Raw genomic sequence first — 26,591 nt, 5'->3', positions numbered from 1 at the left:
TCAATGCCGGCGGCGGCTGACGCGCGGTGCGGCAGCCTCGGCCCGCGCCAGCCAGAACGCCCGCAGCACCGGAACGATGTCCGGCAGCGCCGCGGCCAGTTCGTGCTCGAATTCGGCGAGGTTGTCGCCATCGGCTTCCATCGCCTCGCGCGCCTCGTCGTCGGCGCAGTCGAAGATCGGTGCCAGCAGCTGGGCGATTTCGTCATCGTCCATCGCCGGCTGCCACGCCTTCGGCGCCATCGCCGTGCCGAGCATGAAGCCGTAGCACCACTGCTGGGCGATGTCGGTGCCGGCCTCCTCGTCGACATAGACGAGTGGCGTGAATGCGGCGGGTTCGCCGACGAGTTCATCGCCGAGCTGGTTGTAGAAGCGCAGGATCAGGTCTTCGATCCGCTGTTGCGCCGCCGGCGACGCGAAGCGCGGCGTCTGGCCGGCCTCGCCCCAGACCTGCGCCAGCCATGCGGCCGGCTCCGGTTCGGCCGGGCCGACGCGGATCGCGGTAAGAAAGCCGTGCAGCATCGACAGGTCCATGCACTCGTCGCCTGTGGCGTCGGATTCGAGGAAGGCGGCGAGCTCGTCGAGTTCGGCGTCGGACAGCGGCGGTTCGGGTTTGAATTTCATGCGGGGCGGGGCTCGCTAAGAGGGAGGGTCATTGCCGGCTTGTTCGACCGGCAAGGTCTCGCAAAGTTTGAAGGCAATGGTAAAGCAACGACGCCGGCACGGGCGGCAGGCCAGAACGGTTGATCGAGTGCGCGGTTGCCGGTCATCGCCACCTGGCCGGCAGCACCGTCACCGGCAAGATGAACAGGGGGCGCCTGACGAGCGCATCGTGCGCAGCCGGACAAGCTGGACGATACGCCATCCGGGATGCCGTCTGCAGCATAGCCCGTGCCGACGCTGACTTCGATCAGACCACCGCGTCCTCGTGCGTGACGATCTCGCCCTTGAGGCTGTGCGAGAACGACTTGGTCACGTAGACCTCGGCAAACTGGCCGATCAGCCGCGGCTGGCCGACGAAGTTGACGATGCGGTTGTTGTCGGTGCGGCCGGCCAGTTCGTTCGGATCCTTCTTCGAAATCCCTTCGACCAGCACGCGCTGCACGGTGCCGACCATCGCCTGGTTCACTTCCTGTGCCAGCTCCTCGATCCGCGCCTGCAGGCGCATCAGGCGGCGGGTCTTCACGTCCTGTGGCACGTCGTCGGGCAGGTCGGCGGCTGGCGTGCCCGGGCGCATGCTGTAGATGAAGCTGAAGCTGGCGTCGAAGCGCACGTCCTCGATCAGCTTCATCGTGCGTTCGAAATCGTCGTCGGTCTCGCCGGGGAAGCCGACGATGAAGTCGCTCGACAGGCAGATGCCCGGCCGTGCTTCGCGCAGTTTGCGCACCAGGCTCTTGTATTCGAGCGTGGTGTAGCCGCGCTTCATGTTCACCAGCGTGCGGTCCGAACCGGCCTGTACCGGCAGGTGCAGGTGCGATACCAGCTTGGGCAGCGTGCGGTAGCAGTCGACGATGCGCTGGGTCATCTCGCGCGGGTGGCTGGTCGTGTAGCGGATGCGCTCGATGCCCGGTACTTCGTGCACGTATTCAAGCAGGGTGGCGAAATCGGCGATCTCGTTCTCGGTGCCGTCGAGGCCACTGTCAAGAATGGCGCCGCGGTAGGCGTTGACGTTCTGGCCCAGCAGGGTCACTTCCTTGACGCCCTGCTGCGCCAGCCCGGCGACTTCGGCGAGCACGTCCTCGAACGGCCGGCTGACTTCCTGGCCGCGCGTGTACGGCACGATGCAGAACGAACAGAACTTCGAACAGCCTTCCATGATCGACACGAAGGCCGTGGCGCCGTCGACGCGCGCGGGCGGCAGGTGGTCGAACTTTTCGATCTCGGGGAAGCTGATGTCGACCTGGCTGGTGCCGGTCGCGCGCTTCTGCGCGATCAGCTCGGGCAACCGGTGCAGCGTCTGCGGGCCGAACACCACGTCGACGTACGGGGCGCGCTTGACGATTTCCTCGCCTTCCTGCGACGCGACACAGCCGCCGACGCCGATGACGAGGTTCGGGTTCCTGAGCTTGAGTTCCTTGACGCGGCCGAGGTCGGAGAACACCTTTTCCTGCGCCTTTTCGCGCACGCTACAGGTGTTGAACAGGATGACGTCGGCGTCTTCCGGGCTGTCGGTCTTGATCAGGCCGTCGGTGGCGTTCAGCAGGTCGACCATCTTGTCCGAGTCGTACTCGTTCATCTGGCAGCCGAAGGTCTTGATGAATACTTTCTTGCTCATTCTGGCGTTCTTAACTGGGGTTCGGATGCGGTAACGAAGCCGGGCTTCACGTAGCGCTGCTTGAGGTTGGCGTACTCCTCGTCGCCGAGGAACCAGATGCGCCAGGCGAAGCCGGTGCTGCGCTCGATCTGGTACCAGATCTTGGCATCCTTGGGCATCCGCACGATCTGCTGCGGCGTCAGCAAGGCCCCGGCGGCGTTGTAGATGCGCAGGCCCGGCGCGGCACGATAGACCTCGCCGTCGATCTTGACGCTCTGCATCGGCGAATAGGCTTCGAGCTCGCCGAGCTTGCCGCTGGGCGGCAGGATGCGCTGGGCGAAGGCCGAACCGGCAACGGCGACGAGCAGCAGGGCAGCGAGGCGCATGGGGCAACCGAACGGGATTAAACCGGTTATGGTATCAAGTAAGTGCTTGATCCGAAAGCAGGTCGGGGCGTGGCGGCGCCGCGGGCCGGGCAGGTCCGCCCGGCGGGAATGTCAGTCGTGCTCGACGACCCGGACCTTGCAGGTGAATACCGATTCGTCGTCGGTGTAGTGCTCGTCGACGAAGGCGAGCGTGTAGTCCAGATCGGTCAGCTCGTCCTCGAGCGACGCCGCGTCCTGCGACGACGTCAGCTCGAGTTCGACCGTGATCTGGACCTTGAGCCGGTGACGCGGCTCGTGCCCGGGGAAGGACAGCACGTCACTCATTGCTGGCTCCGGCTGCGGCTATCTGAAAATGCCGACCAGCTTGAGCACCCAGATCAGCACCACGGCGCCGAGAATGCCGAACGCCAGCCCGGCCAGCGAGAAACCGCCGGCCGACTGGGCCGAGCCGATGCCGAGCAGGTCGCCGAAGACCCAGCGCCCCAGCGCCGAGCCGACGATGCCGACGATGATGTTGGCGATCGCGCCCTGCTGCGAATCGGTGCCCATGACCTTGCTGGCCAGCCAGCCGATCAGCGCGCCGACGATGATTGCAATGATCCAACCCATAATGACCTTCCGGAAGTGATGGCGGTGCTTTCAGCGTAGACCGTTGTCGGCCTGCAACCAAACGGAAGCGCCGGGCCGTCCCGGATCAGAACGTCAGCGTAATGCCGCCGTACGCGCCGTTGGCCAGCTCGGCCGACGGCCGGCCGTCCTTCGAGTCGATGTTGACGTACTTGTAGCCGACGTCGGCGCCGAGGTTCTTGGTGATCTTGAAGCGCACGCCGGCCTTGGCTTCGGTATACGACTCGACGCCGCTGGACAGCGAGTCCGGCGAATAGTAGCCCTCGCCGTAGACGACGAAACGCTCGCCGAGCGGCATGGTGATGCCGCCGCCGAGGGCGCCGGCATAGCCGGTGGTCGCATCCTTCGGATCGAGATACATCACCTTGCCGCCGAGGGTCAGCAGCGCCCGGCCCAGCGGCACGCCGACGCCAAGGCCGATCCCGGCCGCATCGCCCTTGTCGTCGTTGTGGGTCCAGTCCGCCGTGAGGCCCAGTCCGCCCGTGGTGATGTCGGCCGACATGGCCACGTAGTTTTCGCTGGCGATTGCCGACAGGCCGGCCGCCGAGGCGCCGGCGCTGAGGAGAATGGCGCCGATGGCGGTGGCGAAAAATGCGTTCTTCATGCGTGGTGCTCCCGGCTGGCCGACAAATTGGGCGGTCAGTGTAGCGAGCAGGTCAGCGCGCGCCGGCGGCAGGATTTACGCTTGGCAAAAATGTACATAAGTTGATGAAGGCAACTTGTTTGCCGGCGGCGTCCGGCATGCCCGAACGGACGCCGTTCCTTGGCTGGGCGCCATGCCTGGCCGCTCGGGCGGCGACCGTGCGCCGAGAACGGCGGACGCGGGGCGCAATCTACTGCCCGCCGGCGCGCTGCAGCATCGGATACGTGAACAGGAAAAAGTGCGTCGCGTTCAGGCCAAAATGGGCGAGTACCGCCGCCTGCAGCCCGCCGAACCGGTAAGCCAGTCCGTATCCGACCCCCGCGATGCTCGCCAGTGCGACCCATTGCCAGCCGCCTGCAATATGCGCCAGACCGAACAGGGCCGCTGCCGCACCGATCGCAAGCACCTCTCCGCAAGGCTGCGACTTGAGTAGCCGGCTCATGCCGCCCTGCAGGTAGCCGCGAAACAGGGCTTCCTCGGCAAAGGTCACCAGCAGCAGGTTGTTCAGCAGCCAGAGCCAGCTGGCGGCCGGCCATTTGGGCGCCCACGCGACGATCCCGAGCGCTGTTGCCGCGGCAAGGCAGGTCGCGGTCGTCACCAGCCAGGCGCCGGTACCGGCGAGCAGTGATGTCCGCAACCCGTACCGGGGGCGAACCCAGGGCAAGACCAGCAACAGCCAGAAGCCGATCAGCGGCTTGTCGAGGTTGAGGTGCATCGTGAACGGCACGGCGCCCGGGCCGAACTGCGCGGGACCGATGACCCGCGGATTATGAAAGCCGGGAAGCCAGTGCAGGCTCAGCCCGACGGCGAGCGCAATGAACAGCAGGTGCCCGATGCGCCGGACATGCGGCTTGCGGTCCGGCTGGACGGCATGGGCGGCCAGTACGAGCAGCGCGAGGGGAATCGCGGCCGGAAGGCCAAGCTGCCCGTTTGCCAGCGCTGCGGCGTAACCCAGGGCGAGCAGCCCCAGGCTCAGCCGGCGGACGGCAGGGAAGTACGTTGTCGGCGCGGCAAGAAAAATGGCCACCCACGGTAGTGCAATCATGGCGGTTGAACCGGTGTCGGGCGAGCAGAACGCAAAAAAGCCGCTGATTCCGAACTTTCATTCAAAATCAACGGCTTCTTTGCAGCGCTTTCGCGCATGTCTGGTGGCTATGGCGGGACTCGAACCTGCGACCCCAGCATTATGAGTGCTGTGCTCTAACCGACTGAGCTACATAGCCAAGAGGACGGCATATTGTCGGGATTTGGCCTGGCTGTCAAGCGCTATAGCTTGTGCGAGTCGTCCCGACCGCCGAAGCCCGGCAGCAGGGCGGGCAGTTCGATGGCCTTGCTGAAGGCGATGGCCTTGAACAGGTCGCCCATTTCGGCCGGGCTGGTGAGTTTTTGCACCGCAGCGACCTGGGCCAGATAGCCGGGATGGCCGGTGCCGAGTGCGGCGAGCTTGTCCAGCAGGCCGGCATCGAGCAGGTACTGCGCCTGCGGCGCGTAGCCTTCGAGCGCCAGGCCGGCGGCATCGGCCTCGCGGTAGACCGCCGAGAAATCGACGTGGCAGGTCAGGTCGGTCAGGCCGGGCCGGAAGAACGGGTCGTGCACGGTGTGGTGGCGGTAGTGGCCGATCAGCGTGCCCATATGCCGTTCCGGATGGTAGTACTCGGCGTGGGCGAAGCCGTAGTCGAGCCACAGCGCCGCGCCGCGCGTCAGCATGCCGGCAACGCTGGCGACATAGGCATGCATGTCGGGCTGGACTTCGGTGGTGTAGCCCTTGGGCAGCGCCAGCGCGGCGGCGAGGTCGTACAGCGGGCCCGCGGCCAGCGGCCGGTCCTGCCAGCCAAAGGCGCCATCGCGCCAGACGACGCCGCGCTCGTGCAAGCGGCCATCGTCATCGCGGTGGACGAGGGCGCACGGCATCGCGTCGAGCACCTCGTTGCCGACGACGAAGCCGCTGAACGTCTCGGGCAGCGCGTCGAGCCAGTCGACGCGGCCGAGCAGGTGCGGCGCGGCGGCGGCGATCGTTGCGCGCTGGCGTTCGCGCAGTTCGCCCGACAGGTCGACGATGCAGTAGCGTGCCGGCAGCCGGCCGAGGCGTTCGAGGCCGAGCAGCAGTTGCGCGGCGAGCCTGCCGGTGCCGGCGCCGAATTCCATGACCTCGCCATCGGGGCCGAGTGCGGCGAGCACCGCAGCGGCGGTGTCGGCGATGCAGGCGCCGAACAGCGGCGACAGCTCGGGGGCCGTGGTGAAATCGCCCTCGGCGCCGAACTTGGCTGCGCCGCCCGAGTAGTAGCCAAGGCCGGGGCTGTACAGTGCCAGCCGCATGTAGTCGGCGAACGGCAGCCATCCGCCGGCCTCCAGAATGGACTGGCGGATGCGTTCGACCAGCGCGGCGCTGGCGCTAACGGCATCCGCGCTCGGCGCGGGCAGTTGCGGTGTATTCATGACGACAGCAGAATTCCGGCAGGACAAACGATGATTGTAATGGCTGTGGCGGCGTCTCGTCGCCGTGCCCGGGGAGAGGCAATGAGTCAGGACAGGGTGGCGCTGGTCACCGGTGCGGCGAAGCGGGTCGGTGCCGGGCTGGTGCGCTATCTGCATGCACGCGGCTGGCGCGTGGTGATCCACTACCGTAGCAACGGCGATGCGGCACGGGCGCTGGCGGCCGGGCTGAATGCCGTCAGGCCGGGTTCGGCGGTGGTCGCCGGTCTGGACCTGCTCGATACGGGCCGGCTGCCCGAACTCGTCGACGCGGCGCTGAACGCCTTCGGCCGGCTCGATGCGCTGGTCAACAATGCGTCGGCGTTCTACCCGACGCCGGTCGGCGAATTCACCGAGGCGGCGTGGGACGAGCTCGTCGGCTCCAACCTGAAGGCGCCGCTGTTCCTCGCCCAGGCCGCCGCAAAGGCGCTTGCCGCAAGCGGGGGCAGCATCGTCAGCATTGCCGACATCCATGCCGACCGGCCCTACCCGGGGCTGATGCTGTACACGGTCGCCAAGGCCGGGCTGGTCGCAATGACCAGGGGGCTGGCGCGCGAGCTGGCGCCTGCGGTGCGCGTCAACGCGGTCGCGCCGGGCGCCAACCTCTGGCCCGACGACGGCGGGGTGTTCGACGCGGCCGAGCGCGAGCGCATCCTCGCGACGATTCCGCTTGGCCGTACCGGCACGCCCGACGATCTGGCGCAGGCGATCGCCTTCCTGCTCGATGCGCCCTACCTGACCGGCGTGGTGCTGCCGGTCGACGGCGGACGCAGCGTGGTGCTGTAAGACCGGCGTCGAATGCGCTAAAATCACCGCCAATTCAATCATCTACGACGGGGCGCGGCGCGCCCCGTCGGCATTCGGATCATGACCCAGCACACCAGCACCGAGGCCACCGCGGTGGCCGACGCCGACAAGAAGGCCCAGCTCAACGTCAACAAGCTGACCAAGTGGCTGCGCCACGCCGTCGGCGACGCGATCAACGACTTCAACATGATCGAGCCCGGCGACAGGATCATGGTGTGCCTGTCCGGCGGCAAGGACAGCTACACGATGCTCGACATCCTGCTCGGGCTGCAGAAATCGGCTCCGATCGACTTCTCGATCGTTGCGGTCAACCTCGACCAGAAGCAGCCGGGCTTTCCCGAGCACGTGCTGCCCGACTACCTGAAAAGCATCGGCGTCGATTACCGGATCATCGAGGAAGACACGTACAGCATCGTCAAGAAGCTGGTGCCCGAGGGCAAGACGACGTGCAGCCTGTGCTCGCGGCTGCGTCGCGGCATCCTCTACCGCGTGGCCGACGAACTCGGCGCGACCAAGATCGCGCTCGGCCACCATCGCGAGGACATTCTCGAAACGCTGTTCCTGAACATGTTCTACGGCGGCAAGCTCAAGGCGATGCCGCCCAAGCTCGTGTCCGACGACGGCAAGCACGTGGTGATCCGGCCGCTGGCGTACTGCCGCGAGAAGGACATCGTCCGCTATTCGGAAGCCAAGGGCTTCCCGATCATTCCGTGCAACCTCTGCGGCAGCCAGCCGAACCTGCAGCGGGCGGTCGTCGGCGAGATGATCGCCGACTGGGACAAGCGCTTCCCGGGCCGGATCGAGTCGATGTTCCGCGCCTTGCAGAACGTCGTGCCGAGCCATCTGGCCGACAACAAGCTCTACGACTTCGCCGGCGCCCGCGCCGACGGCGTCGCCCGTGCCGACGGCGACAAGGCCTTCGACCGCGAAACCTTCAGCGAACCGAACACGATCAACATCCTCGCCAGCAAGCCGGCGGACGCCGGCGGCTGCGGGGACGACTGATGCTGTTCCGCTCGAAGCGTTTTTCCAGCCGGCCCGACGACGACCTGGTGATCGACATTTCCGAAGAGTTCGGCATCCGCAAGCTGCACTTCGGCCATGACGACACCCAGAGCGCGATGCGCATCAACGATCCGCTCGAGCTCGTGCTGGCGTATTCGCGCTGCGTGTTCGGCGTGCTGCTGTTCGTGCCGCCGCCCAGGACGGTGCTACTGATCGGGCTGGGGGGCGGTTCGATTGCCAAGTGGGTGCATGCGAAGCTGCCGGGGACCCGGCTCACCTGTGTCGAACTGCATCGGCAGGTGATCAATGTCGCGCGCTCGATGTTCGCGCTGCCCGACGACGACGAACGCCTCGAGGTGATCGCCGGCGACGGTGCCGCGCATCTGGTGGCGACGGCCGAAGCGAGTTGCGACTTCATCGTCATGGACGCGTATTCGGCGACCGGCATCGCGCCGCCGCTGGCGACGACCGAGTTCTTCGAAGCCTGCCGCGACCGGCTGACCGACAACGGCGTGCTGGCGGTCAACCTGTGGGGCTCAGACAAGCGCTTTACCCAATACTGCGAACGGCTGTCGCAGGTCTTCGACGGCCGCCTCGTGCTGCTGCCGGCCAGGCAGAAGGGCAACGTGATCGCCTTCGGCTTCCGGAAGGCGCAGGGCGAGCCGCGCTGGGACCTGCTGGCCAGGCGCGCGGCCGAACTGACCGCGCAGTACGGGCTCGAATTCGACGAGTTCGTCGCCGATCTGGCGCGGATGAATCCGCACAACGACCGCAAGCTTTTCGTCTGAAACCGTCGCGACGGACTTGCGGCGGCGAGCAGGCGCAGACTTTGCTTGTCATACGCGCCTCCGGCCGCACGATGGGCGTTCCCAAGCTGCGCCGGATGTGGAAAAATCGGTGGTAACTGAAGTTTAAAAGGTAAGACTATGCTCGACCGTGACGGCTACCGCCCGAACGTCGGCATCATCATCGTCAACCGTCAAAACCAGGTGTTCTGGGGCAAGCGCGTGCGCGAACATTCCTGGCAGTTCCCGCAGGGCGGGATCAAGCAGGGCGAATCGCCCGAAGACGCCATGTTCCGCGAACTGATGGAGGAAACGGGCCTTGCGCCCGAGCATGTGCAGATCCTCGGCCGCACCCGCGACTGGTTGAAATACGATGTGCCGACCCACTGGGTTCGACGCGAATGGCGTGGAACCTACAAGGGCCAGAAGCAGATCTGGTTCCTGCTGCGGCTGGTGGGCCGCGATTCCGACGTGTGCCTGCGCAAGACCACGCATCCGGAGTTCGATGCCTGGCGCTGGAGCGACTACTGGTCGCCGCTGGAGGCCGTGATCGATTTCAAGCGCGGTGTCTACGAGGCCGCGCTGTCCGAACTGGTCCGCTTCATCGGCAGCGAAGCGGCCCGGCGGGCGTCGCACTGACGATGGCTTGCCGATCCTGCCGGCCGACGCCGCGGACCGCATGAGCGGCCGCGGCGTTTTTCCGTCCGAGGCGCACTGGCGCTCGCTGTCGCTGTTCAACGCCTTCCGGCTGATGGCTGCCCTCGGCCTGTTCGCCAGCATCGGCTGGCGCGCAAGGCTGGCGCAGGCCGACAGCAACAGCTACGACGCCTTCGTCATCCTGGCGCTGGCCGATGCGGCGCTGTCGGTGCTGTTCGCCATCGGCATCCACCGGCGCAGGCCGGCGTTCCAGACCCAGCTGTCGATCCAGGCGGTCACCGACATCGTCTTCCTTGTGACGCTGATGCACCTGATGGGCGGGATCAAGAGCGGCCTCGGCATTCTGCTGCTGCCGTATCTGGCCGCGGCCGGGCTGATCTCGCGCGGCCGGATGACGCTGTTCCACGCCGCCGTCGCCAGCCTGGCGCTGCTCGGCGAGCAGCTGTGGCAGGTGGTCGCCGGCCAGGCCGGTGCCGACGAGTTCCTCGTGCCGGCGATGCTGTGCACGGCGTGCTTCGCCTTCGCGTGGCTGGCGCACCGTCTGGCCGGATTCGCCCGCGAAAGCGAGGCGCTGGCCGAGCAGCGCGGCATCGACCTGGAAAACCTCGGCCAGCTCAACGCCCGCATCCTGCAGGACGTGTCCGACGGCGTGATCGTCGTCGACGGGCACGACCAGCTGCGCCAGTTCAACGCCCAGGCGCAGCGGCTGCTCGACGTGCCGCTGCTGGCGGGCCAGTCGCTGAGCGCGCTGCCGGTGCTGGCGCAGTCGCTGGCGACGTGGCGGCGCGATGTGTCGCAGCCGGCGGGCCTGCTGCAGCTCGACGGCGCATACAAGACATTGCGGCCGCGTTTCGTGCCGCTGGGGCCCGATCCGGACGGCAACGTGCTCGTCTACCTCGAGGACATGGACCGGTTGCGGCGCGAGGCCCAGCAGCTCAAGCTCGCCGCGCTCGGCCGGCTGACGGCGAACCTGGCGCACGAGATCCGCAATCCGCTCGGTGCGATCAGCCACGCCGGCCAGTTGCTGAAGGAGGAGGCCGGCGACAACCTGCTGATGCAGAAGCTGACGCGGATCATCGGCGACAATGCCCGGCGGCTCGAGCGGATGGTCAAGGAGGTGCTCGAACTGAACCGGCGCGACCGCGTCGACATGCGGCCGGTTGCGCTCGGACCGTGGCTGGCGGCCTTTGTCGACGAGTTCCGCCAGACCGAACGGATCGGCGGTGCCATCGTCGTCGTCTGCCCCGACGACGCGGGCATCCGCTTCGATCCGGGCCACCTGCACCAGGTCGTGTGGAACCTGTTGCGCAACGGCTGGCGCTACTGCCGCAAGACGCCGGACAGCCTGATCGTGACCGTGGTCAACGACGACGGCCGCTGGCAGCTCAACGTCGACAACGACGGCCCGCCGGTCGCGCGCGATGCGCTGACGCAACTGTTCGAGCCGTTTTTCACCACCGAATCCAAGGGCACCGGTCTCGGGCTGTATATTGCCCGCGAGATCTGCGCCGCCAACGCCGCACGGCTCGAGTATGTGCCGCTGCCGCCGGACTCCGGCGTGCGCTTTCGTATTGTGTTCGGAATGAATGATGGCCAGGAAACCGCGTAACCAACGCAGGGTGCTCGTCGTCGACGACGAAGTCGACCTCGCCGACCTGCTCGAACTGACCCTCGTCAAGCTGGGGCTCGACGTCGACAAGGCCAACAACGTCGCCGAGGCGCGGGCGCTGCTCGACACGCGCAACTACGATCTGCTGCTGACCGACATGCGCATGCCCGACGGCGAAGGGATCGAGCTGATCCGCCACGTCCAGTCGGCACGGCTCGACGTGCCGGCGGCGGTGATCACCGCCTACGGCAGCACCGACAACGCCGTCGCCGCGCTCAAGGCCGGTGCGTTCGACTATCTGGCCAAGCCGGTGTCGCTCGAGCAGCTGCGCACGCTGGTCAAGTCGGCGCTGCAGCTCGACGACGAGGCCGCACCGGTCCCTGCCGGCGAATCGCCGCTGCTTGGCGACTCGCCGGCGATCCGCCAGGTCCACGAGCTCGTCGCCAAGCTCGCCAGAAGCCAGGCGCCGGTCTACGTGACCGGCGAGTCGGGCAGCGGCAAGGAGCGCGCGGCGCGGCTGATCCATGCCCGCTCAAGCCGCGCCGACAAGCCTTTCGTCGCGGTCAACTGCGGCGCGATTCCGGAAAACCTCGTCGAAAGCGAGTTCTTTGGCTACCGCAAGGGCGCGTTCACCGGCGCCGACAGCGACCGCGACGGCTTCTTCCAGGCCGCCAGCGGCGGCACGCTGTTCCTCGACGAGGTCGCCGACCTGCCGCTGGCGATGCAGGTCAAGCTGCTGCGGGTGATCCAGGAGCGCAAGGTCCGCAAGGTCGGCAGCACGACCGAGGAGCCGGTCGACGTGCGGCTGATCTCGGCGACCCACCAGAATCTCGCCGATTGTGTCGATGCCGGCCGCTTCCGGCTCGACCTGTATTACCGGCTCAACGTGATCGAGCTGAAGATGCCGCCGCTGCGCGAGATGGGCGACGACATCGTCCTGCTGGCCCGGCACATCGTCGCCCGGCTTGCCGACTGCAACGGCATCGACGTGCCGGTGTTCGCGCCGGAGGCGCTGGCCGCGCTGGCGCGCTACCATTTTCCGGGCAATGTGCGCGAGCTCGAGAACATGCTCGAGCGCGCGCTGGCGCTGTCCGACGGCGAAACCGTAACGCCGTGCGACCTGCAGCTCGACCGCGAGGATCTCGAGCCCGGACATGCCGACGGCGGCGGCCTGCAGGACTACCTCGACCGGGTCGAGAAGCAGGCGATCCTCGAGGCGATCGACAAGACCGGCGGCAACCGGACCCAGGCCGCCAAGACGCTCGGCGTGACCTTCCGCAGCCTGCGCTACCGGATGGACCGGCTCGGCATTGCCGGCCGGGGCGACACATGAAATGGCAGGTCGACGACGCCGGCTGGTGCGACGCGGCGACCGTCGTGGCTAGCCCGAACTGCGACGCGCGGCCCGATGGCGCGGAGATCAGCCTGCTCGTCGTCCACAACATCAGCCTGCCGGCCGGCCGCTTCGGCGGGGACGACGTGTTGCGGCTGTTCACCAACCGGGTCGACCCGCAGGCCGCGCCCGGATACGACGTGCTGGCGCGGCTACGGGTGTCGGCGCATTTCTTCATCCGCCGCGACGGTACGGTGATGCAGTTCGTGCCGACGACGGCGCGTGCCTGGCATGCCGGCGCGTCGAGCTGGCGCGGCCGGCCCGGCTGCAACGACGTGTCGATCGGCATCGAACTCGAAGGCAGCGACCTCGTGCCGTACGAGGACATCCAGTACGATGCGCTGATCCGGCTGGCCGAGGCGCTGGCGGTGCGCCATCCTGTCAGGGAGCTCGTCGGCCATTGCGATATCGCGCCGCTGCGCAAGACCGACCCGGGGCCACATTTTCACTGGCAGCGAATCCATGCGGCCTTGCCACAGCTCAAGGCTGATCCGCTTGCCGCTTAAGCCGGCGGCGCTATAATCGGCGACCAATTTGCAGGGGTGTTCCATGGGTAGTGCATCGCAGGGCAACGAGCAGTCGAAAACGAGCGGGCTGATGCTGGCCGCGCTCGGCGTGGTGTACGGCGACATCGGTACCAGCCCGCTCTACACCTTGCGCGAGGGGCTGAACGGCCATATCCCGCTGGCGATCAACCCGGAAAACGTCCTCGGCATGCTGTCGATGATCTTCTGGGGGCTGATGCTGGTCGTCTCGCTCAAGTACGTGATCATCATCCTGCGCGCCGACAACCGCGGCGAAGGCGGCATTCTCGCGCTGCTGGCGCTGGCGCTGCGCCAGTTGAAAACGGGCAGCCGCAAGGCCAAGGTGCTGACGGCACTGGGGATTTTCGGTGCGGCGCTGTTCTACGGCGACAGCATGATTACCCCGGCGATTTCGGTGCTTTCGGCCCTCGAAGGCATCGGCGTCGTTTCGCATACCTTCGATCCCTACATCATTCCGATCACCATCGGCGTGCTGGTCGGCCTGTTCGCGATGCAGCGCCACGGTACCGCCTCGGTCGGCAAGCTGTTCGGCCCGGTGATGCTGTTGTGGTTCACGGTCCTCGGCGTCCTCGGCGCCTGGCACGTGTTCCTGAACCCGACGGTATTGCATGCGCTGAACCCGTATTACGCGTTCCAGTTCATTGTGGATAACCCCACGCAGGCATTCTTCCTGCTCGGCGCAGTCGTGCTGGCGCTGACCGGGGCCGAAGCGCTTTACGCCGACATGGGCCATTTCGGCCGCCCCATCATCAGCCGCGCATGGTTCTCCTTCGTGCTGCCGGCGCTGACGCTCAACTATTTCGGCCAGGGCGCCTTGCTGCTCTCCGACCCGGCGACGATCAAGAACCCCTTCTTCCTGCTGGCGCCGAGCTGGGGGCTGGTGCCGCTGGTGGTGCTGGCGACCTTTGCCACGGTGATCGCCTCGCAGGCGGTGATTTCGGGCGCGTACTCGATGACCAACCAGGCGGTGCACCTCGGCTTCTGCCCGCGCATGGACATCCTGCACACGTCTGAAACCGAGAAAGGGCAGATCTACATGCCCGGGATCAACTGGTTCCTGCTGATCGCGGTGATCCTGCTGGTGCTGGGCTTCCGCTCCTCCGGCAGCCTGGCCTCGGCCTACGGCTTTGCGGTGACCTGCACGATGCTGATCACCACGATCCTGGCCTTTGCCGTCGTGGGCCACATCTTCGGCGGCTGGCGCAAGTGGGTGGCCATCGGCTCGCTGATGGTGCTGCTGGTCGTCGATACGCTGCTGTTCTCGGCCAATGCGCTGAAGGTCTTCGAGGGCGGCTGGTTCCCGCTGATGGTCGGTCTTGCCGCGTTCACGCTGATGATGACCTGGAAGCGCGGGCGCAAGCTGCTGTACGAGCGCCTGCTTGCCGGCGAGCTGCCCCTTGAGGGCTTCGTCGAAAGCCTCGAGGCATCGCCGCCGACCCGGGTTGAAGGAGTTGCGGTCTTCATGACCGCCAGCGCCGATTCGGTGCCGCATGCACTGCTGCACAACCTCAAGCACAACAAGGTGTTGCACGACCAGGTGGTGTTCCTGACCATCAAGACCGCCGACATCCCCTTTGTGACCAAGCGCGAACGCGTGATCGTGCGCAGGCTCGGCGAGAGCTTCTTCCAGATCATCGCCACCTACGGTTTCAAGGAGGAGCAGAGCGTGCCCGAGGTGCTGGCTCAGGTCGAATCGCTGCAGGCCGAACTGCGTTTCGATCCGATGCAGACCTCGTTCTTCCTGTCGCGCGAAACCATCGTCGAAGCGAAGTACCCGGCGATGAGCTTCTGGCGCCGCAAGATCTTCTCGCTGATGAACCGCAACGCCACCCGGGCGACGCAGTTCTTCAAGATTCCGCCGAACCGCGTGGTCGAAATGGGGACGCAGGTCGAGCTTTGATCTGCTCGTTCGACATGCAACGGCGACCTTCGGGTCGCCGTTGTCGTTTCAGCGCCGGTGCGACCAGCGCCCGGCCAGTGCGGCGAGGTGCGGGACCTGCCAGTCGGCCCAGACGCTGCGGCGCGTGCCCTTGCGGATCAGCACCGTCGCGATGCCGAGCCGGCGTGCCGGCTTCAGGTTGGCGGCGGTGTCTTCGACCAGCACGCAGCGTCGCGGGTCCAGCTGCCATTGCCGCAACAGCGTCCGGTAGGCGCGTGCTTGCGGTTTGGGCGCATAGCGGGCCGATTCGATCGAGAACACGCCGGCAAAATGATGCGAAATCCCCAGCGCCGCCAGCATCGCCTCGGCGTAGTCGTGCGGGCCGTTGGTGAACAGGTATTTGCGGCCGGGCAGGCGCGCCAGCGTGCGTGCCAGCCCCGGCATCGGATGGACGCTGCGGGTCAGCACGTCGAGCGGGTGGCTGTGGGCAAGGAAGTGCCGCGGGTCGACATGCGGGTGGTGGCGGATCAGTCCGAGCAGGGTCGCGCCGTAACGGTGCCAGTACGCGACGCGCAGCGTCGATGCGTCGGCGTCGGGCAACTGCAGCGCGTCGGCGATAAAGCCGGTCATCGCCGCGTCGATGGTCGGGAAGGCATGACGGCTGGCGTCGTGCAGCGTGTTGTCGAGGTCGAACAGCCAGATCGGTTGACGGGGTAGCGGCATCGGTGGGGCGCCCGGCTGCCGCCGGCCGCGATCAGCGGTGGATGTAATGGACCAGCTGGTCGATCGTGAACTGCTGGTCGGCGATGGTTTCGCGCACCAGGTCGCCGATCGACAGCACGCCGAGCACCTTGTCGTCCTCGATCACCGGCAGGTGGCGGATGCGTTTTTCGGTGACCAGCGCCATGCATTCGTCGACGGTCGCCTTCGGCGTGACGCAGATCAGCTTGCGCGTCATGATCTCGGACACCGGCGTACCGGCCGAGGTCTTGCCCATCAGTACGACCTTGCGCGCGTAGTCGCGCTCGGAAAACATGCCGACGAGGCTGTCGCCGTCCATGACCAGCAGTGCGCCGATGTTCATTTCGGCGAGCAACTGCAGTGCCTGGTAGACGGTAGCGTCCGGTGCAATCGACAGCGTGCCGGAAATCTTTTTCTCGGCGAGTAGGTGGCGGGCGTTTTTCATCGTGGCTCCTGGATTCGAGTCGACCGCTGTGCCGCGGTCAATTCCAATCTAGTCAGCCCCGGCCCACTTGCAAGCCGCGACCCCGGCGTACCGGGGCCGCACGATGCGCTCAGCTGGCACGGATCATCGTGCCGACGCCCTGGCTCGTCAGCACTTCGAGCAGCAGCGCGTGCTTCACGCGGCCGTCGATGATGTGCACCGAGTTGACGCCGTTCTTGGCGGCGTCGAGTGCCGACGAGATCTTCGGCAGCATGCCGCCCGAAATCGTGCCGTCGGCGAACAGCGCGTCGATCCTGGTTGCGGTCAGCCCGGTCAGCAACTGGCCCTGCTTGTCGAGCACGCCCGGGGTGTTGGTCATCAGGATCAGCTTTTCGGCCTTCAGCGTTTCGGCGAGCTTGCCGGCGACGAGGTCGGCGTTGATGTTGTAGCTCTCGCCGTTGCTGTCGACGCCGATCGGCGCGATCACCGGGATGAAGTCGGCCGCGTCGAGGTGCGAGACGATGGTTGCGTCGATGCTCTCGATTTCGCCGACCTGGCCGATGTCGATGGTTTCTTCGCCGGCGTCGTTCTTCAGGTAGAGCTTGTGCGCCTTGATGAAATGGCCGTCCTGGCCGGTCAGGCCGACGGCCTTGCCGCCGTGCTTGTTGATCAGCGAGACGATTTCCTTGTTCACGTGGCCGCCGAGCACCATTTCGACGACGTCCATCGTCTCGGCGTCGGTGACGCGCATGCCCTGGATGAATTCGCCCTTCTTGCCGATCCGGTCGAGCAGCTCGTTGATCTGCGGGCCGCCGCCGTGGACGACGACCGGGTTCATGCCGACGAGCTTGAGCAGCACGACGTCGGATGCGAAGCCTTCCTTCAGCTCCTCGTCGATCATGGCGTTGCCGCCGTACTTGATGACGATGGTCTTGTCGAAAAAGGCCTGGATGTAGGGGAGGGCTTCCGAGAGGATCTCGGCCTTTTCCAGCGGGGAAATCGTGGGCATGACGGCTCCTGGCAAGGGCGTGCGATAACGCCGCCGATTCTAGCAAAGATGCGGGGTTCGCCGGCGCCCTGTCTGCGCAACAACATGTACCGGCCGAGCATTGACCGTTACCCGGATGGCATTCGATAATTAAATGAATATTCATTTATTACAGGGTGAAGCCCGGGCCATGAACCTCTGCCCCAAGCGCTGGTCGCGCCGCAAGGAAGCCAGGCCGCACGAGATCCTCGAGGCCGCGCTCGAGCTCTTTGCCGAGAAGGGTTACGCGGCGACGCGGATCGACGAGATCGCCAAGCGCGCCGGCGTGACGCGCGGCACGCCCTATCTGTATTTCTCCGGCAAGGAAGACATCTTCAAGGCGCTGATCCGCGACCTGCTGCTGCCGGCGCTCGACGAGGCCGAGGCGATGCTCGACGGCTTCGAGGGCAGCGCGGCCGAGCGGCTGCGCCGCATCGTCCATGTCTGGTGGCAGAGCATGGGCGAGACACGGCTGTCGGCGCTGCCCAAGCTGATGGTTGCCGAGGCCGGCAATTTCCCCGAGGTCGCACAGCTCTACAACGACCAGTTCGTCGCGCGCGGTGAAGCGATATTCCGCCAGGTGATCGAGGCCGGCATCGCCGGCGGCGAGTTCCGCGCCATCGACGTCGAATACGCGCTGCACGTGCTGTGCGCGCCGGTGGTGATGGCGATGCTCTGGCGCTACATGCCCTGCGGCCACACCCAGCTCGATCCGGTCCGCTATCTCGACACCCTGCTCGACCTGATGCTGCGCGGTCTGCAGCGCCAGCCCGATTTCCCTTCCGAGGTCCGCAACGATGATTGAACGACTGACTGCCGCGCCCTGGGCACGGATGACCGTACTGACGCTCGCGCTGGCGCTGGCCGCATGCAAGGACGAGGCCAGGCCGCAGGAGGAAGTCCGGCCGGTGCGCGTCGTCACCGCCGGCGCCGACGCGGCGCTGCCCGGTGCCGAGCTGACCGGCACCGTGCGCGCCCACGTCGAGACGCCGCTGGGGTTCCGGATCGGCGGCAAGCTGGTCGAGCGTCGCGTCGACATCGGCGCGGTGGTGAAGAAGGGCGACGTGATCGCGCGGATCGATCCGCAGGACGCGGCGCTCAGTGCCGCTGCGGCCGATGCGCAGGCGGCGTCGGCGCGGGCACAGCTTGCCAAGGTGAAGATGGACTACGAGCGCAGCCTGGCGCTGTTCGCGCAGAAGTTCGTCAGCCAGGCCGAGGTCGATACGCGCAAGACCGCGCTCGACGCGGCGACCGAGACGCTGCGGCAGGCCGACGCGCAGAAGCAGCTGGCGCACAACCAGGCCGGTTACGCGACGCTGCTCGCCGACGCCGATGGCGCGGTGACCCGCGTCAGCGCCGAGCCGGGGCAGGTGGTGTCGGCCGGCACGCCGGTCGTGACGCTGGCGCGGGACGGCGTGCGCGAGGTCGGCCTCGACGTGCCGGAGAACCTGCACGGCAAGGTCAGGCTGGGCGACAAGGTGAAAATCAGGCTCTGGGCGCTGCCGGGCAAGGAATTCAACGGTCGCGTCAGCGAGATTTCGGCCGCCGCCGATCCCGCGTCGCGGACCTACGCCGCGCGCGTGGTGTTCGACGAGCACGTACCGCAACTGGGCCTCGGCATGACCGCGAGCGTGCGGCTGGCCGCGCCCGATACGGCGGTGCCCGGCGGCCAGGTCAGGCTGCCGCTGACCGCACTGTTCGGCGAAACCGGCAAGCAGCAGGTCTGGCGGCTCGATGCCAAGGCCGGTCGCGTCCATGCGCTGCCGGTCAGGGTGCTGACGGTCACCGATACCGCCGTGCTGGTGTCGGGCGTCAAGCCCGGCGAGGTCATCGTCACCGCCGGCGTGCACCTGCTGCGCGAAGGCCAGCCGGTGAAGCCGCTGGCGACCAGGCCCGCGATGCAGGGGGCCGGCACATGAACGAGCAGGATTTCGACCCGGCGACGCACGCCGGCCGCTTCAACCTGTCGGCGTGGGCGCTCACCCATCGGTCGCTGGTGCTCTACCTGATGATCGTGCTGTCGCTGGCCGGCGTGCTTGCGTACACCAAGCTCGGCCAGAAGGAAGACCCCGAGTTCACCTTTAAGGCGATGGTCGTCCGCGGCTTCTGGCCCGGCGCATCGGCCGGCGAGGTCGAGAAGCAGCTGACCGATCCGCTCGAGAAGGCGCTGCAGGGCATCGGCGCCGTCGATTACACCAAGAGCTATTCGCGCGCCGGCGAGACGCTGATCATCGTCAGCCTGCAGGAGGCGATACGCGGCAAGGCCGTCGACGACGCGTGGTACCAGGTCAGGAAGCGCATCGGCGACATCCAGCCGACGCTGCCGCAGGGCTCAATCGGGCCGTTCTTCAACGACGAGTTCGGCGAGACCTACGGCAATCTGTACGCGTTCACCAGCGACGGCTTTTCGATGCCGGAGCTGAAGGACTATGTCGAGGACGTGCGCACCGAGCTCTTGCGGGTCAAGGATGTCAACAAGGTCACGCTGATCGGCACGCAGGACCAGAAGATCTACGTCGAGTACTCGGCGGCCAAGCTTGCCGCGCTCGGCGTCTCGCCGTTCGCGGTCAACCAGGTGCTGGCGGCGACCAATGCGCTGACCCCGGCCGGCGTCGTCGAGGGCCGCGAGGAGCGCGTGTTCGTGCGCGTCACCGGCAACTACGACGCCGTCGCGCGGGTGCGCGACACGGTCGTCGACGTCCAGGGCAAGCGCTTCCGGCTCGGCGACATCGCCAGCGTCTACCGCGCGACGATCGACCCGCCGACGCTGAAGATGCGCTATCAGGGCCAGCCGGCGATCGGCCTCGGCGTGTCGATGCGGCACGGCGGCGACGTGCTGCGCATGGGCGAACAGATCGACGCGACGCTGGCGAAAGCCAAGGCCAGCCTGCCGGTCGGCATCGAGTTCCACGCGGTCTCGGACCAGCCGGCGGTGGTCAAGGGCGCGGTGAAGATCTTCATGAGCTCGCTCGGTGAGGCGGTGCTGATCGTGCTGGCGGTGAGCTTTCTGAGCCTGGGCTGGCGCACCGGCATCGTCGTCGCGCTGTCGATCCCGCTGGTGTTGGCGCTGACTTTTCTGGGCATGCTGATGGCCGGCATCGACCTGCAGCGGATCTCGCTCGGCGCGCTGGTGATCGCGCTCGGTCTGCTGGTCGACGACGCGATCATCGCGGTCGAGATGATGGCGCTCAAGCTCGAGCAGGGCTGGGACCGCTTCCGCGCGGCGACCTTCGCGTACACGAGCACGGCAATGCCGATGTTGACCGGCACGCTGATCACCGCCGCCGGTTTCCTGCCGGTTGGCCTCGCCAAGTCCAACGCCGGCGAATACACGTTCTCGATCTTTGCCGTCGTCGGCATCGCGCTGGTCCTGTCGTGGATCGTCGCCGTCGTGTTCACGCCGTATCTCGGCTACAAGCTGCTGCCCGAGACACCGAAGCACGAGGACCACGACGTCTATCAGGGCCGCTTCTACCGGACGTTCCGCGCGCTGGTCACTTGGTGCATTACCTGGCGCAAGACGACGATCGCTGCGACCGCCGCTGCCTTCGTCGCCGCGATCGTCGTGTTCGCCACGCTGATCCCGAAGCAGTTCTTCCCGGCGTCGAGCCGGCCCGAACTGATGGTCGACCTGTGGCTGCCGTACGCGGCGTCGTACCAGGCGACCGAAGCCGAGGCCAAGAAGCTCGAGGCGATCCTGATGAAGGATCCGGACGTCGAAAGCGTCACCACCTACGTCGGCGTCGGCTCGCCGCGCTACTACCTGCCGCTCGACGAACAGATGCCCAACCTGAACTTCGCCCAGCTGACGGTGATGACCAAGGGCGAGAAGGTGCGCGAGAACGTGTTCAAGCGCATCAACACGCTGTTCGCCGACGACTTCGCCCAGGTCCGCGGCCGGGTGACCCGGCTCGAGAACGGCCCGCCGGTCGGCTATCCGCTGCAGTTCCGCGTGTCCGGCGAGGATGTCGGCGAGCTGCGCCGGATCGGCGAGCAGGTGGCCAGGGCCATGCGCGCCAATCCGCATGCCCGCGAAGTGCACTTCGACTGGGGCGAGCAGGTCAAGGTGCTGCGCATCCACGCCGACCAGGACAAGCTGCGCGAAGTCGGGCTGACGACGCAGCAACTGGCGCAGTACCTGCAGCTGGCGGTATCCGGCGTCACCGCGACGCAGTACCGCGAAAACAACGAGCTGATCGACGTCGTCGCCCGGCTGGTGCCGAACGAGCGCACCTCGCTGACGGCGATCCGCGACCTGCCGGTCAAGCTTGCCTCGGGGCGCAGCGTGCCGCTGTCTCAGCTCGGCGACGTGGTGCTCGAGGCCGAGGAAAGCCTGATCTGGCGCCGCAACCGGGTGCCGACGCTGTCGGTGCGGGCCGACGTCAATGGCGCGCAGGCGCCGGACATCGCCAAGGCGGTGCAACCGAAGATCGATGCGATCGCGCTGCCGCCGGGCTACCACATCGAGGTCGGCGGCACGCTCGAGGCATCGAAGATCGGCGAGGATTCGATTGGCGCGGTGATGCCGCTGATGCTGATCGTGGTGATGACCTTGCTGATGATCCAGCTGCAGAGCATCCAGCGGATGATCATGGTGCTCTTGACTGCGCCGCTCGGGCTGATCGGCGTGGCGATCGCGCTGCTGCTGTTCCGCGCGCCGTATGGCTTTGTCGCGACCTTGGGCGTGATCGCGCTGTCTGGCATGATCATGCGCAATTCGGTGATCCTGATGGACCAGATCGAACAGGACATCCGCCACGGCCACCCGCCATGGACCGCGATCATCGAGTCGGCGGTCCGGCGTTTCCGCCCGATCATGCTGACCGCGGCGGCGGCGATCCTGGCGATGATCCCGCTGACGCGTGACACCTTCTGGGGGCCGATGGCGATCGCGATCATGGGCGGACTGTTCGTCGCGACGGTGCTGACGCTGCTGTTCCTGCCGGCACTGTACGCGGCATGGTTCCGGATCAAGCCCGTCCCGGGGGCGGCACAACAATGAGAACAACGATGAAACGAGCATGGATGGCTGCGGCGCTGATCGGCGCCGCGCCCATGGCCGGCGCAACCGACCTGATGGATGCCTGGCGCGCCGCGCGCGGCTACGACGCGGCGTTTGCCGCATCGCGGTCGGCGCTGACCGCCGGGCGGGAAAAAACCAACCAGGGCAATGCGCTGCTGCTGCCGCAGGTGACGCTGAGCGGCAATGCCGGCGCCGCGACTAGCGAATACCGCCCCGGCAATGCAACGCTGCTCAACCCGAGCTACGACAGCAGCGGTGGCCAGTACGGCCTCAAGGTCACCGCCGCGCAACCGATCTACCGCGCCGACGCCTTCGTCGGCAGCGACCAGCTGAAGAAGCAGGCCGATCAGGCCGAGGTTCAGTACCGCGCCGCCGAGCAGGAGCTGATCCTGCGCGTCGCCAAGGCCTACTTCGAGGTGATCGCCGCCGAAGAGGCGGTACGCTTCTCGGCCGCGCAGAAGGCCGCCGTCGGCCAGCAACTGGCGCAGGCAAAGAAATCGTTCGAGGTCGGCACCGCGACGATCACCGATACGCACGAGGCGCAGGCGCGCTACGACTCGATCGTCGCGACCGAGATCAACGCGCAGAACGACCTCGAGGTGAAGCGCAACGCCTTCACCCAGCTGACCAATCAGGATCCGACGGTGCTGGCGAAGATTTCGACCAAGCTGGAGCCGACGCCGCCGCAGCCGAACGTGATGGCCGAGTGGCTGACGCGTGCCGATAGCGGCAGCCTGGCGATCGCCGGGCAGAAGCTCGGCCTCGACATCGCCACGCGCCAGATCGACCGCTACCGGACGTCGACGGCGCCGACGCTCGATCTGGTCGCCAGCTATGGGTCGGACTGGAACGGCGACGGGCTGTCGCGGGGCGGCGGCACCGACCGGACGACCGGCGGACTGGTCGGCCTGCAACTGTCGATCCCGCTGTTCACCGGCGGCAACCGCAGCTCGCAGTACCGCGAAGCGATCGCGCTCGAGGACCAGCAGCGCCAGACACTCGAGGCGACGCGCCGCGATGCGGCGCAATCGACCAAGCAGGCCTTCCTCGGCGTGCAGAACGGCGCCGCACAGGTCAGGGCGCTCGAACAGGCCGAAGTGTCGGCGCGCTCGTCGCTCGAATCGACCAAGCTCGGCCGCGATGTCGGCGTCCGTACAACGGTCGACGTGCTCAATGCCGAACAGAATTATTACCAGACGCGTTTCAATCTGGTCGTCACGCGTTATCAGTATCTCTACGCGCGGCTGCAGCTCGCGGCGGCCGTCGGCGCGCTGGACGAGGCGCAATTGCAGGAAATCAACCGCTGGCTCGATTTGCAGGGTACCCGGCCGGGCGGATTGGTTCCCGGTCAATAAGCCTTTTCTTATTGACTGCGGTAATTGGAATTGCAATTGCAATTCGCTTGTATTGTGCGAAATGGCTGTGCATAATTCCTCGGGAAATATGACGTATCGTCATGACATCCCCTCAACTAGGAGCGACGAATGGAACTCTCCGGCTTCAGCCTGCCGCAACTGTACGAACTGCAAAAGAAGATCGCGGCCGAAATCGAAAACCGCAAGGTGACCGACAAGCACGATCTGCTGATCGAAATCCAGAACCTGGCTGCCGCCAAGGGTTTCTCGCTGAACGAAGTGCTCGGCGTCGAAGCCGCCAAGAAGCTCGGCAAGAAAGTCGCCGTGGCCGGCAAGCCGCAGTTTGCCAATCCGAACGATCCGAGCCAGACTTGGTCGGGCCGCGGCCGCAAGCCGCAATGGGCGATCGACTGGCTTGCCGCCGGCAAATCGCTCGACGACCTGCGCGTTTGATCGCGTCGGCGATGCACCGGAAAAAAGGCAGCCCTAGGCTGCCTTTTTTCATGCTTGTGGCATTCGAGCGTTGCCGGCAGAACCGGTACAATCGCCGTTTTGCACCGGTTGTTTCCTTAGGGCCTGTTCAATGTCTTTTCACGTCAGCGCCAGGCCGGAAAAAGGTCAGGCACAAGGCGTGTGACGCGGGCAGTAACCCGTTATTGGCAAGGAGTACAACGCAGTGCATGGCTTTTTTCCGGCCCGGCCCTTCGGGTTCGGGGCATTGCCGGCTGCGTGCGGCGTTGCGAGCCACTTGCGGTACCTGTACCGCGGCGTGGCTCGTGTCTTGCCCGCTGCCGGCACACTACCCCGAACGCTGACGCGAAAAGATATTGAATAGGCTCTTATGGCGCATCCTCTGACCGAATCCCTCAATCCCGAACAGGCCGCCGCGGTCGAGCTGCCGATGGCGCACGCGCTGATCCTCGCCGGCGCCGGCAGCGGCAAGACCCGGGTATTGACGACGCGCATCGCCTGGCTGCTGTCGACCGGCCAGCTCAGTCCGGCCGGCGTGCTGGCGGTGACGTTCACCAACAAGGCCGCCAAGGAAATGCTCGCGCGGCTGACGGCCATGCTGCCGCTGAACCCGCGCGGCCTGTGGATCGGCACCTTCCACGGCCTGTGCAACCGGATGCTGCGGCTGCATCACCGCGACGCCGGCCTGCCGGCGACGTTCGCGATCCTCGACTCGACCGACCAGCTCGCCGCGATCAAGCGCGTGCTCAAGGCGCTCAACGTCGACGACGAGCGCTATCCGCCCAAGACGGTGCAGAACTACATCAACGGCCAGAAGGAAAACGGCCTGCGCGCAGCGGCGGCGGAGGCGTGGGACGACTACGCGCGCACCTTGCGCGCGATCTATGCCGAGTACGAAGCGCAATGCCGGCGCGAGGGCGTGGTCGACTTCGCCGAATTGCTGCTGGCATGCTACGAGCTGCTCGATCGCAATGCCTCGTTGCGCGAGCATTACCGCTCGCGTTTCCGGCAGATACTGGTCGACGAATTCCAGGATACCAACCGGCTGCAATACGCGTGGCTCAAGCTCCTGGCCGGGCCCGATAACGCCATTTTCGCCGTCGGCGACGACGACCAGTCGATCTACGCGTTCCGCGGTGCCAATGTCGGCAATATGTTCGACTTTCAGAAGGATTACGCGGTCAGGCACGTGATCCGGCTCGAGCAGAATTACCGCTCGCACGGCAATATCCTCGATGCGGCCAATGCCGTGATCGCCAACAATCGCGAGCGCCTGGGCAAGACCTTATGGACCTCGGAAGCCGGCGGTGAGCCGATCCGGGTATTCGAGGCCGCGTCCGATTTCGAGGAAGCCGATTTCCTCGTCGACGAAATCGGCCAGTTGACGCGCGATGGCGTCGATGCCGACGAAATCGCCGTGCTGTATCGCTCGAATGCGCAATCGCGCGCGATCGAGCACGCGCTGGTTCAGGCCGGGATTCCGTATCGCGTCTATGGCGGGCTGCGTTTTTACGAGCGCCAGGAAATCAAGCATGCATTGGCCTATCTCAGGCTGATCGCCAATCCCGACGACGACAATGCACTGCTGCGCATCATCAATTTCCCGACCCGCGGCATCGGCAACCGGACGATCGAAACGCTGCAGGAAACCGCGCGCGTCACCGGGACCAGCCTGTGGCTGGCGGCGTGCTCGGGCGGCGCCGGCCGCAGCGCGGCGGCGGTCGGCCGCTTCGTCCAGCTCGTCGACGCGATGCGGCGCGACGGCGATGCGCTGGCGCTGCCCGAGCAGGTGTCGCTGGTGGTCGAGCAGTCCGGCCTCGGCGAGCACTACCGCAACGACAAGGACGGCGAGGAGCGGCTCGCCAACCTCGGCGAACTCGTCAGTGCCGCGGCGGCCTTCGTCACCGAGGACGAGAACGACCTGGCGGCCTTCCTCGCCAATGCCAGCCTCGAAGGCGGAGAGCGCGAGGCCGGCGCCGGCGAGGCAGCGGTCCAGCTGATGACGGTGCACTCGTCCAAGGGGCTTGAGTTCCACTCGGTGTTCCTGACCGGGATCGAGGAAGGGCTGTTTCCGCACGACAACTCGGCCAATGATCCCAAGGGGCTCGAGGAAGAGCGGCGGCTGATGTACGTCGCGATCACCCGGGCGCGTCGCCGGCTCTATCTGACGCTGGCACAGAGCCGCATGCTGCATGGCCAGACGCGCTACGCGGTCGCCAGCCGCTTTCTCAACGAGATCCCGCAGGACCTGCTGCGCTTCCTCAACCGCGGCTATGCGCCGCAGGCGGCGGTGGCCGCGCCGGTGCGCAAGAGCACGCCGGATCACGGGCTGGCGATCGGCATGAACGTCAGGCATCCGAAGTTCGGCATCGGTGTCGTGACCGACCACGAAGGCGGTGCGACCGGCAATGTCCAGGTCAGTTTCCGCGAGCACGGCGTCAAGTGGCTGGCCGTCGCGTATGCCAAACTGGAAGCCCTGACCGAGTGAGCC

Annotated in this window: 25 protein-coding genes and 1 tRNA gene; 14 read left to right on the top strand and 12 right to left on the bottom strand. The window is 66.4% G+C overall.

All coding sequences use genetic code 11. The features are described 5' to 3' along the window. The 9 genes from BJP62_RS09105 to BJP62_RS09070 form a co-directional block, all read right to left on the bottom strand. Positions 1 to 621 carry a UPF0149 family protein gene (locus tag BJP62_RS09105; RefSeq protein ID WP_070529176.1) on the bottom strand — a complete coding sequence of 207 codons (621 nt, stop codon included), beginning with the start codon at positions 619 to 621 and terminating at the stop codon, positions 1 to 3. A 286-nt stretch (positions 622 to 907) separates the two neighbouring features. Then, entirely contained in the window at positions 908 to 2,272 is a 1,365-nt protein-coding gene (miaB, locus tag BJP62_RS09100; protein ID WP_083300810.1) for a tRNA (N6-isopentenyl adenosine(37)-C2)-methylthiotransferase MiaB, read from the bottom strand. Beyond that, on the bottom strand, positions 2,269 to 2,637 hold the full coding sequence (locus BJP62_RS17990; protein ID WP_083300809.1) for a hypothetical protein: 369 nt from the start codon (positions 2,635 to 2,637) through the stop codon (positions 2,269 to 2,271). The genes miaB and BJP62_RS17990 overlap by 4 nt, the downstream gene beginning before the upstream one ends. A gap of 111 nt (positions 2,638 to 2,748) precedes the next feature. Further along, on the bottom strand, positions 2,749 to 2,961 hold the full coding sequence (locus BJP62_RS09095) for a hypothetical protein (RefSeq protein WP_070529173.1): 213 nt from the start codon (positions 2,959 to 2,961) through the stop codon (positions 2,749 to 2,751). Positions 2,962 to 2,979: 18 nt separating this feature from the next. Further along, complete coding sequence (locus BJP62_RS09090) at positions 2,980 to 3,246, bottom strand: GlsB/YeaQ/YmgE family stress response membrane protein (RefSeq protein WP_070529171.1); 267 nt, start codon at positions 3,244 to 3,246, stop codon at positions 2,980 to 2,982. 85 nt (positions 3,247 to 3,331) lie between these two features. After that, positions 3,332 to 3,868 (bottom strand): YfaZ family outer membrane protein, encoded by a 537-nt coding sequence (locus tag BJP62_RS09085; protein WP_070529170.1) that lies wholly within the window; start codon positions 3,866 to 3,868, stop codon positions 3,332 to 3,334. A gap of 229 nt (positions 3,869 to 4,097) precedes the next feature. Then, complete coding sequence (locus tag BJP62_RS09080) at positions 4,098 to 4,952, bottom strand: CPBP family intramembrane glutamic endopeptidase (RefSeq protein WP_070529161.1); 855 nt, start codon at positions 4,950 to 4,952, stop codon at positions 4,098 to 4,100. A gap of 101 nt (positions 4,953 to 5,053) precedes the next feature. After that, positions 5,054 to 5,130 (bottom strand) — tRNA-Met (locus BJP62_RS09075). 43 nt (positions 5,131 to 5,173) lie between these two features. Beyond that, entirely contained in the window at positions 5,174 to 6,343 is a 1,170-nt protein-coding gene (locus BJP62_RS09070; RefSeq protein ID WP_070529159.1) for a class I SAM-dependent methyltransferase, read from the bottom strand. Between the two features lie 81 nt (positions 6,344 to 6,424). On the opposite strand from BJP62_RS09070, the gene BJP62_RS09065 reads away from it, so the two are divergent. From BJP62_RS09065 to BJP62_RS09030, 8 genes are all read left to right on the top strand, one after another. Continuing rightward, a complete protein-coding gene (locus BJP62_RS09065; RefSeq protein WP_070529158.1) occupies positions 6,425 to 7,165 on the top strand; it encodes a pteridine reductase in 741 nt (246 codons plus the stop codon). 81 nt (positions 7,166 to 7,246) lie between these two features. Next, positions 7,247 to 8,191 (top strand): tRNA 2-thiocytidine(32) synthetase TtcA, encoded by a 945-nt coding sequence (ttcA, locus tag BJP62_RS09060; RefSeq protein ID WP_070529155.1) that lies wholly within the window; start codon positions 7,247 to 7,249, stop codon positions 8,189 to 8,191. Next, positions 8,191 to 8,979 (top strand): fused MFS/spermidine synthase, encoded by a 789-nt coding sequence (locus tag BJP62_RS09055; protein WP_070529152.1) that lies wholly within the window; start codon positions 8,191 to 8,193, stop codon positions 8,977 to 8,979. The genes ttcA and BJP62_RS09055 overlap by 1 nt, the downstream gene beginning before the upstream one ends. 138 nt (positions 8,980 to 9,117) lie before the next feature. Next, a complete protein-coding gene (locus tag BJP62_RS09050; RefSeq protein WP_070529149.1) occupies positions 9,118 to 9,615 on the top strand; it encodes an RNA pyrophosphohydrolase in 498 nt (165 codons plus the stop codon). 7 nt (positions 9,616 to 9,622) lie between these two features. Next, positions 9,623 to 11,242: a PAS domain-containing sensor histidine kinase gene (locus BJP62_RS09045; protein WP_083300808.1), complete on the top strand. Its 1,620-nt coding sequence runs from the start codon at positions 9,623 to 9,625 to the stop codon at positions 11,240 to 11,242. Beyond that, positions 11,223 to 12,575, top strand: a complete 1,353-nt coding sequence (locus BJP62_RS09040) for a sigma-54 dependent transcriptional regulator (protein ID WP_083300807.1) — start codon at positions 11,223 to 11,225, stop codon at positions 12,573 to 12,575. The genes BJP62_RS09045 and BJP62_RS09040 overlap by 20 nt, the downstream gene beginning before the upstream one ends. Next, complete coding sequence (ampD, locus tag BJP62_RS09035) at positions 12,572 to 13,141, top strand: 1,6-anhydro-N-acetylmuramyl-L-alanine amidase AmpD (RefSeq protein ID WP_070529146.1); 570 nt, start codon at positions 12,572 to 12,574, stop codon at positions 13,139 to 13,141. The genes BJP62_RS09040 and ampD overlap by 4 nt, the downstream gene beginning before the upstream one ends. A 43-nt stretch (positions 13,142 to 13,184) precedes the next feature. After that, positions 13,185 to 15,080, top strand: a complete 1,896-nt coding sequence (locus tag BJP62_RS09030) for a potassium transporter Kup (RefSeq protein ID WP_070529143.1) — start codon at positions 13,185 to 13,187, stop codon at positions 15,078 to 15,080. 48 nt (positions 15,081 to 15,128) lie between these two features. Here the strand turns inward: BJP62_RS09030 and BJP62_RS09025 are convergent, their stop codons facing one another. The 3 genes from BJP62_RS09025 to argB all read right to left on the bottom strand — a co-directional run bounded on the left by BJP62_RS09025 (position 15,129) and on the right by argB (position 17,233). Next, entirely contained in the window at positions 15,129 to 15,782 is a 654-nt protein-coding gene (locus BJP62_RS09025) for a pyrimidine 5'-nucleotidase (RefSeq protein ID WP_070529141.1), read from the bottom strand. Between the two features lie 31 nt (positions 15,783 to 15,813). Next, positions 15,814 to 16,245, bottom strand: coding sequence for a CBS domain-containing protein (locus BJP62_RS09020; protein WP_070529138.1), 432 nt, complete (start codon positions 16,243 to 16,245; stop codon positions 15,814 to 15,816). Between the two features lie 109 nt (positions 16,246 to 16,354). Further along, positions 16,355 to 17,233: an acetylglutamate kinase gene (argB, locus tag BJP62_RS09015; protein ID WP_070529136.1), complete on the bottom strand. Its 879-nt coding sequence runs from the start codon at positions 17,231 to 17,233 to the stop codon at positions 16,355 to 16,357. A 169-nt stretch (positions 17,234 to 17,402) separates the two neighbouring features. Here argB and BJP62_RS09010 point away from each other — a divergent pair, with 169 nt between their 5' ends. The 6 genes from BJP62_RS09010 to BJP62_RS08985 all read left to right on the top strand — a co-directional run bounded on the left by BJP62_RS09010 (position 17,403) and on the right by BJP62_RS08985 (position 26,588). Continuing rightward, entirely contained in the window at positions 17,403 to 18,056 is a 654-nt protein-coding gene (locus BJP62_RS09010) for a TetR/AcrR family transcriptional regulator (RefSeq protein ID WP_070529134.1), read from the top strand. Next, entirely contained in the window at positions 18,049 to 19,170 is a 1,122-nt protein-coding gene (locus BJP62_RS09005; RefSeq protein WP_070529133.1) for an efflux RND transporter periplasmic adaptor subunit, read from the top strand. Before BJP62_RS09010 ends, BJP62_RS09005 begins: the two co-directional genes overlap by 8 nt. Further along, positions 19,167 to 22,253, top strand: a complete 3,087-nt coding sequence (locus tag BJP62_RS09000) for an efflux RND transporter permease subunit (protein WP_070529131.1) — start codon at positions 19,167 to 19,169, stop codon at positions 22,251 to 22,253. Before BJP62_RS09005 ends, BJP62_RS09000 begins: the two co-directional genes overlap by 4 nt. Before the next feature lie 8 nt (positions 22,254 to 22,261). Continuing rightward, positions 22,262 to 23,629: a TolC family outer membrane protein gene (locus BJP62_RS08995; RefSeq protein ID WP_070529129.1), complete on the top strand. Its 1,368-nt coding sequence runs from the start codon at positions 22,262 to 22,264 to the stop codon at positions 23,627 to 23,629. Between the two features lie 129 nt (positions 23,630 to 23,758). Then, complete coding sequence (locus BJP62_RS08990) at positions 23,759 to 24,082, top strand: H-NS family nucleoid-associated regulatory protein (RefSeq protein ID WP_070529127.1); 324 nt, start codon at positions 23,759 to 23,761, stop codon at positions 24,080 to 24,082. A 388-nt stretch (positions 24,083 to 24,470) separates the two neighbouring features. Continuing rightward, positions 24,471 to 26,588, top strand: coding sequence for a UvrD-helicase domain-containing protein (locus tag BJP62_RS08985; protein ID WP_070529125.1), 2,118 nt, complete (start codon positions 24,471 to 24,473; stop codon positions 26,586 to 26,588). The last annotated feature ends 3 nt before the right edge of the window (positions 26,589 to 26,591 follow it).

The sequence above is a fragment of the Jeongeupia sp. USM3 genome (assembly GCF_001808185.1).
Taxonomy (GTDB): Bacteria; Pseudomonadota; Gammaproteobacteria; order Burkholderiales; family Chitinibacteraceae; genus Jeongeupia.
Note: the sequence above shows the minus strand (reverse complement) of the source record. Positions and strands in the feature narration are given on the sequence as shown.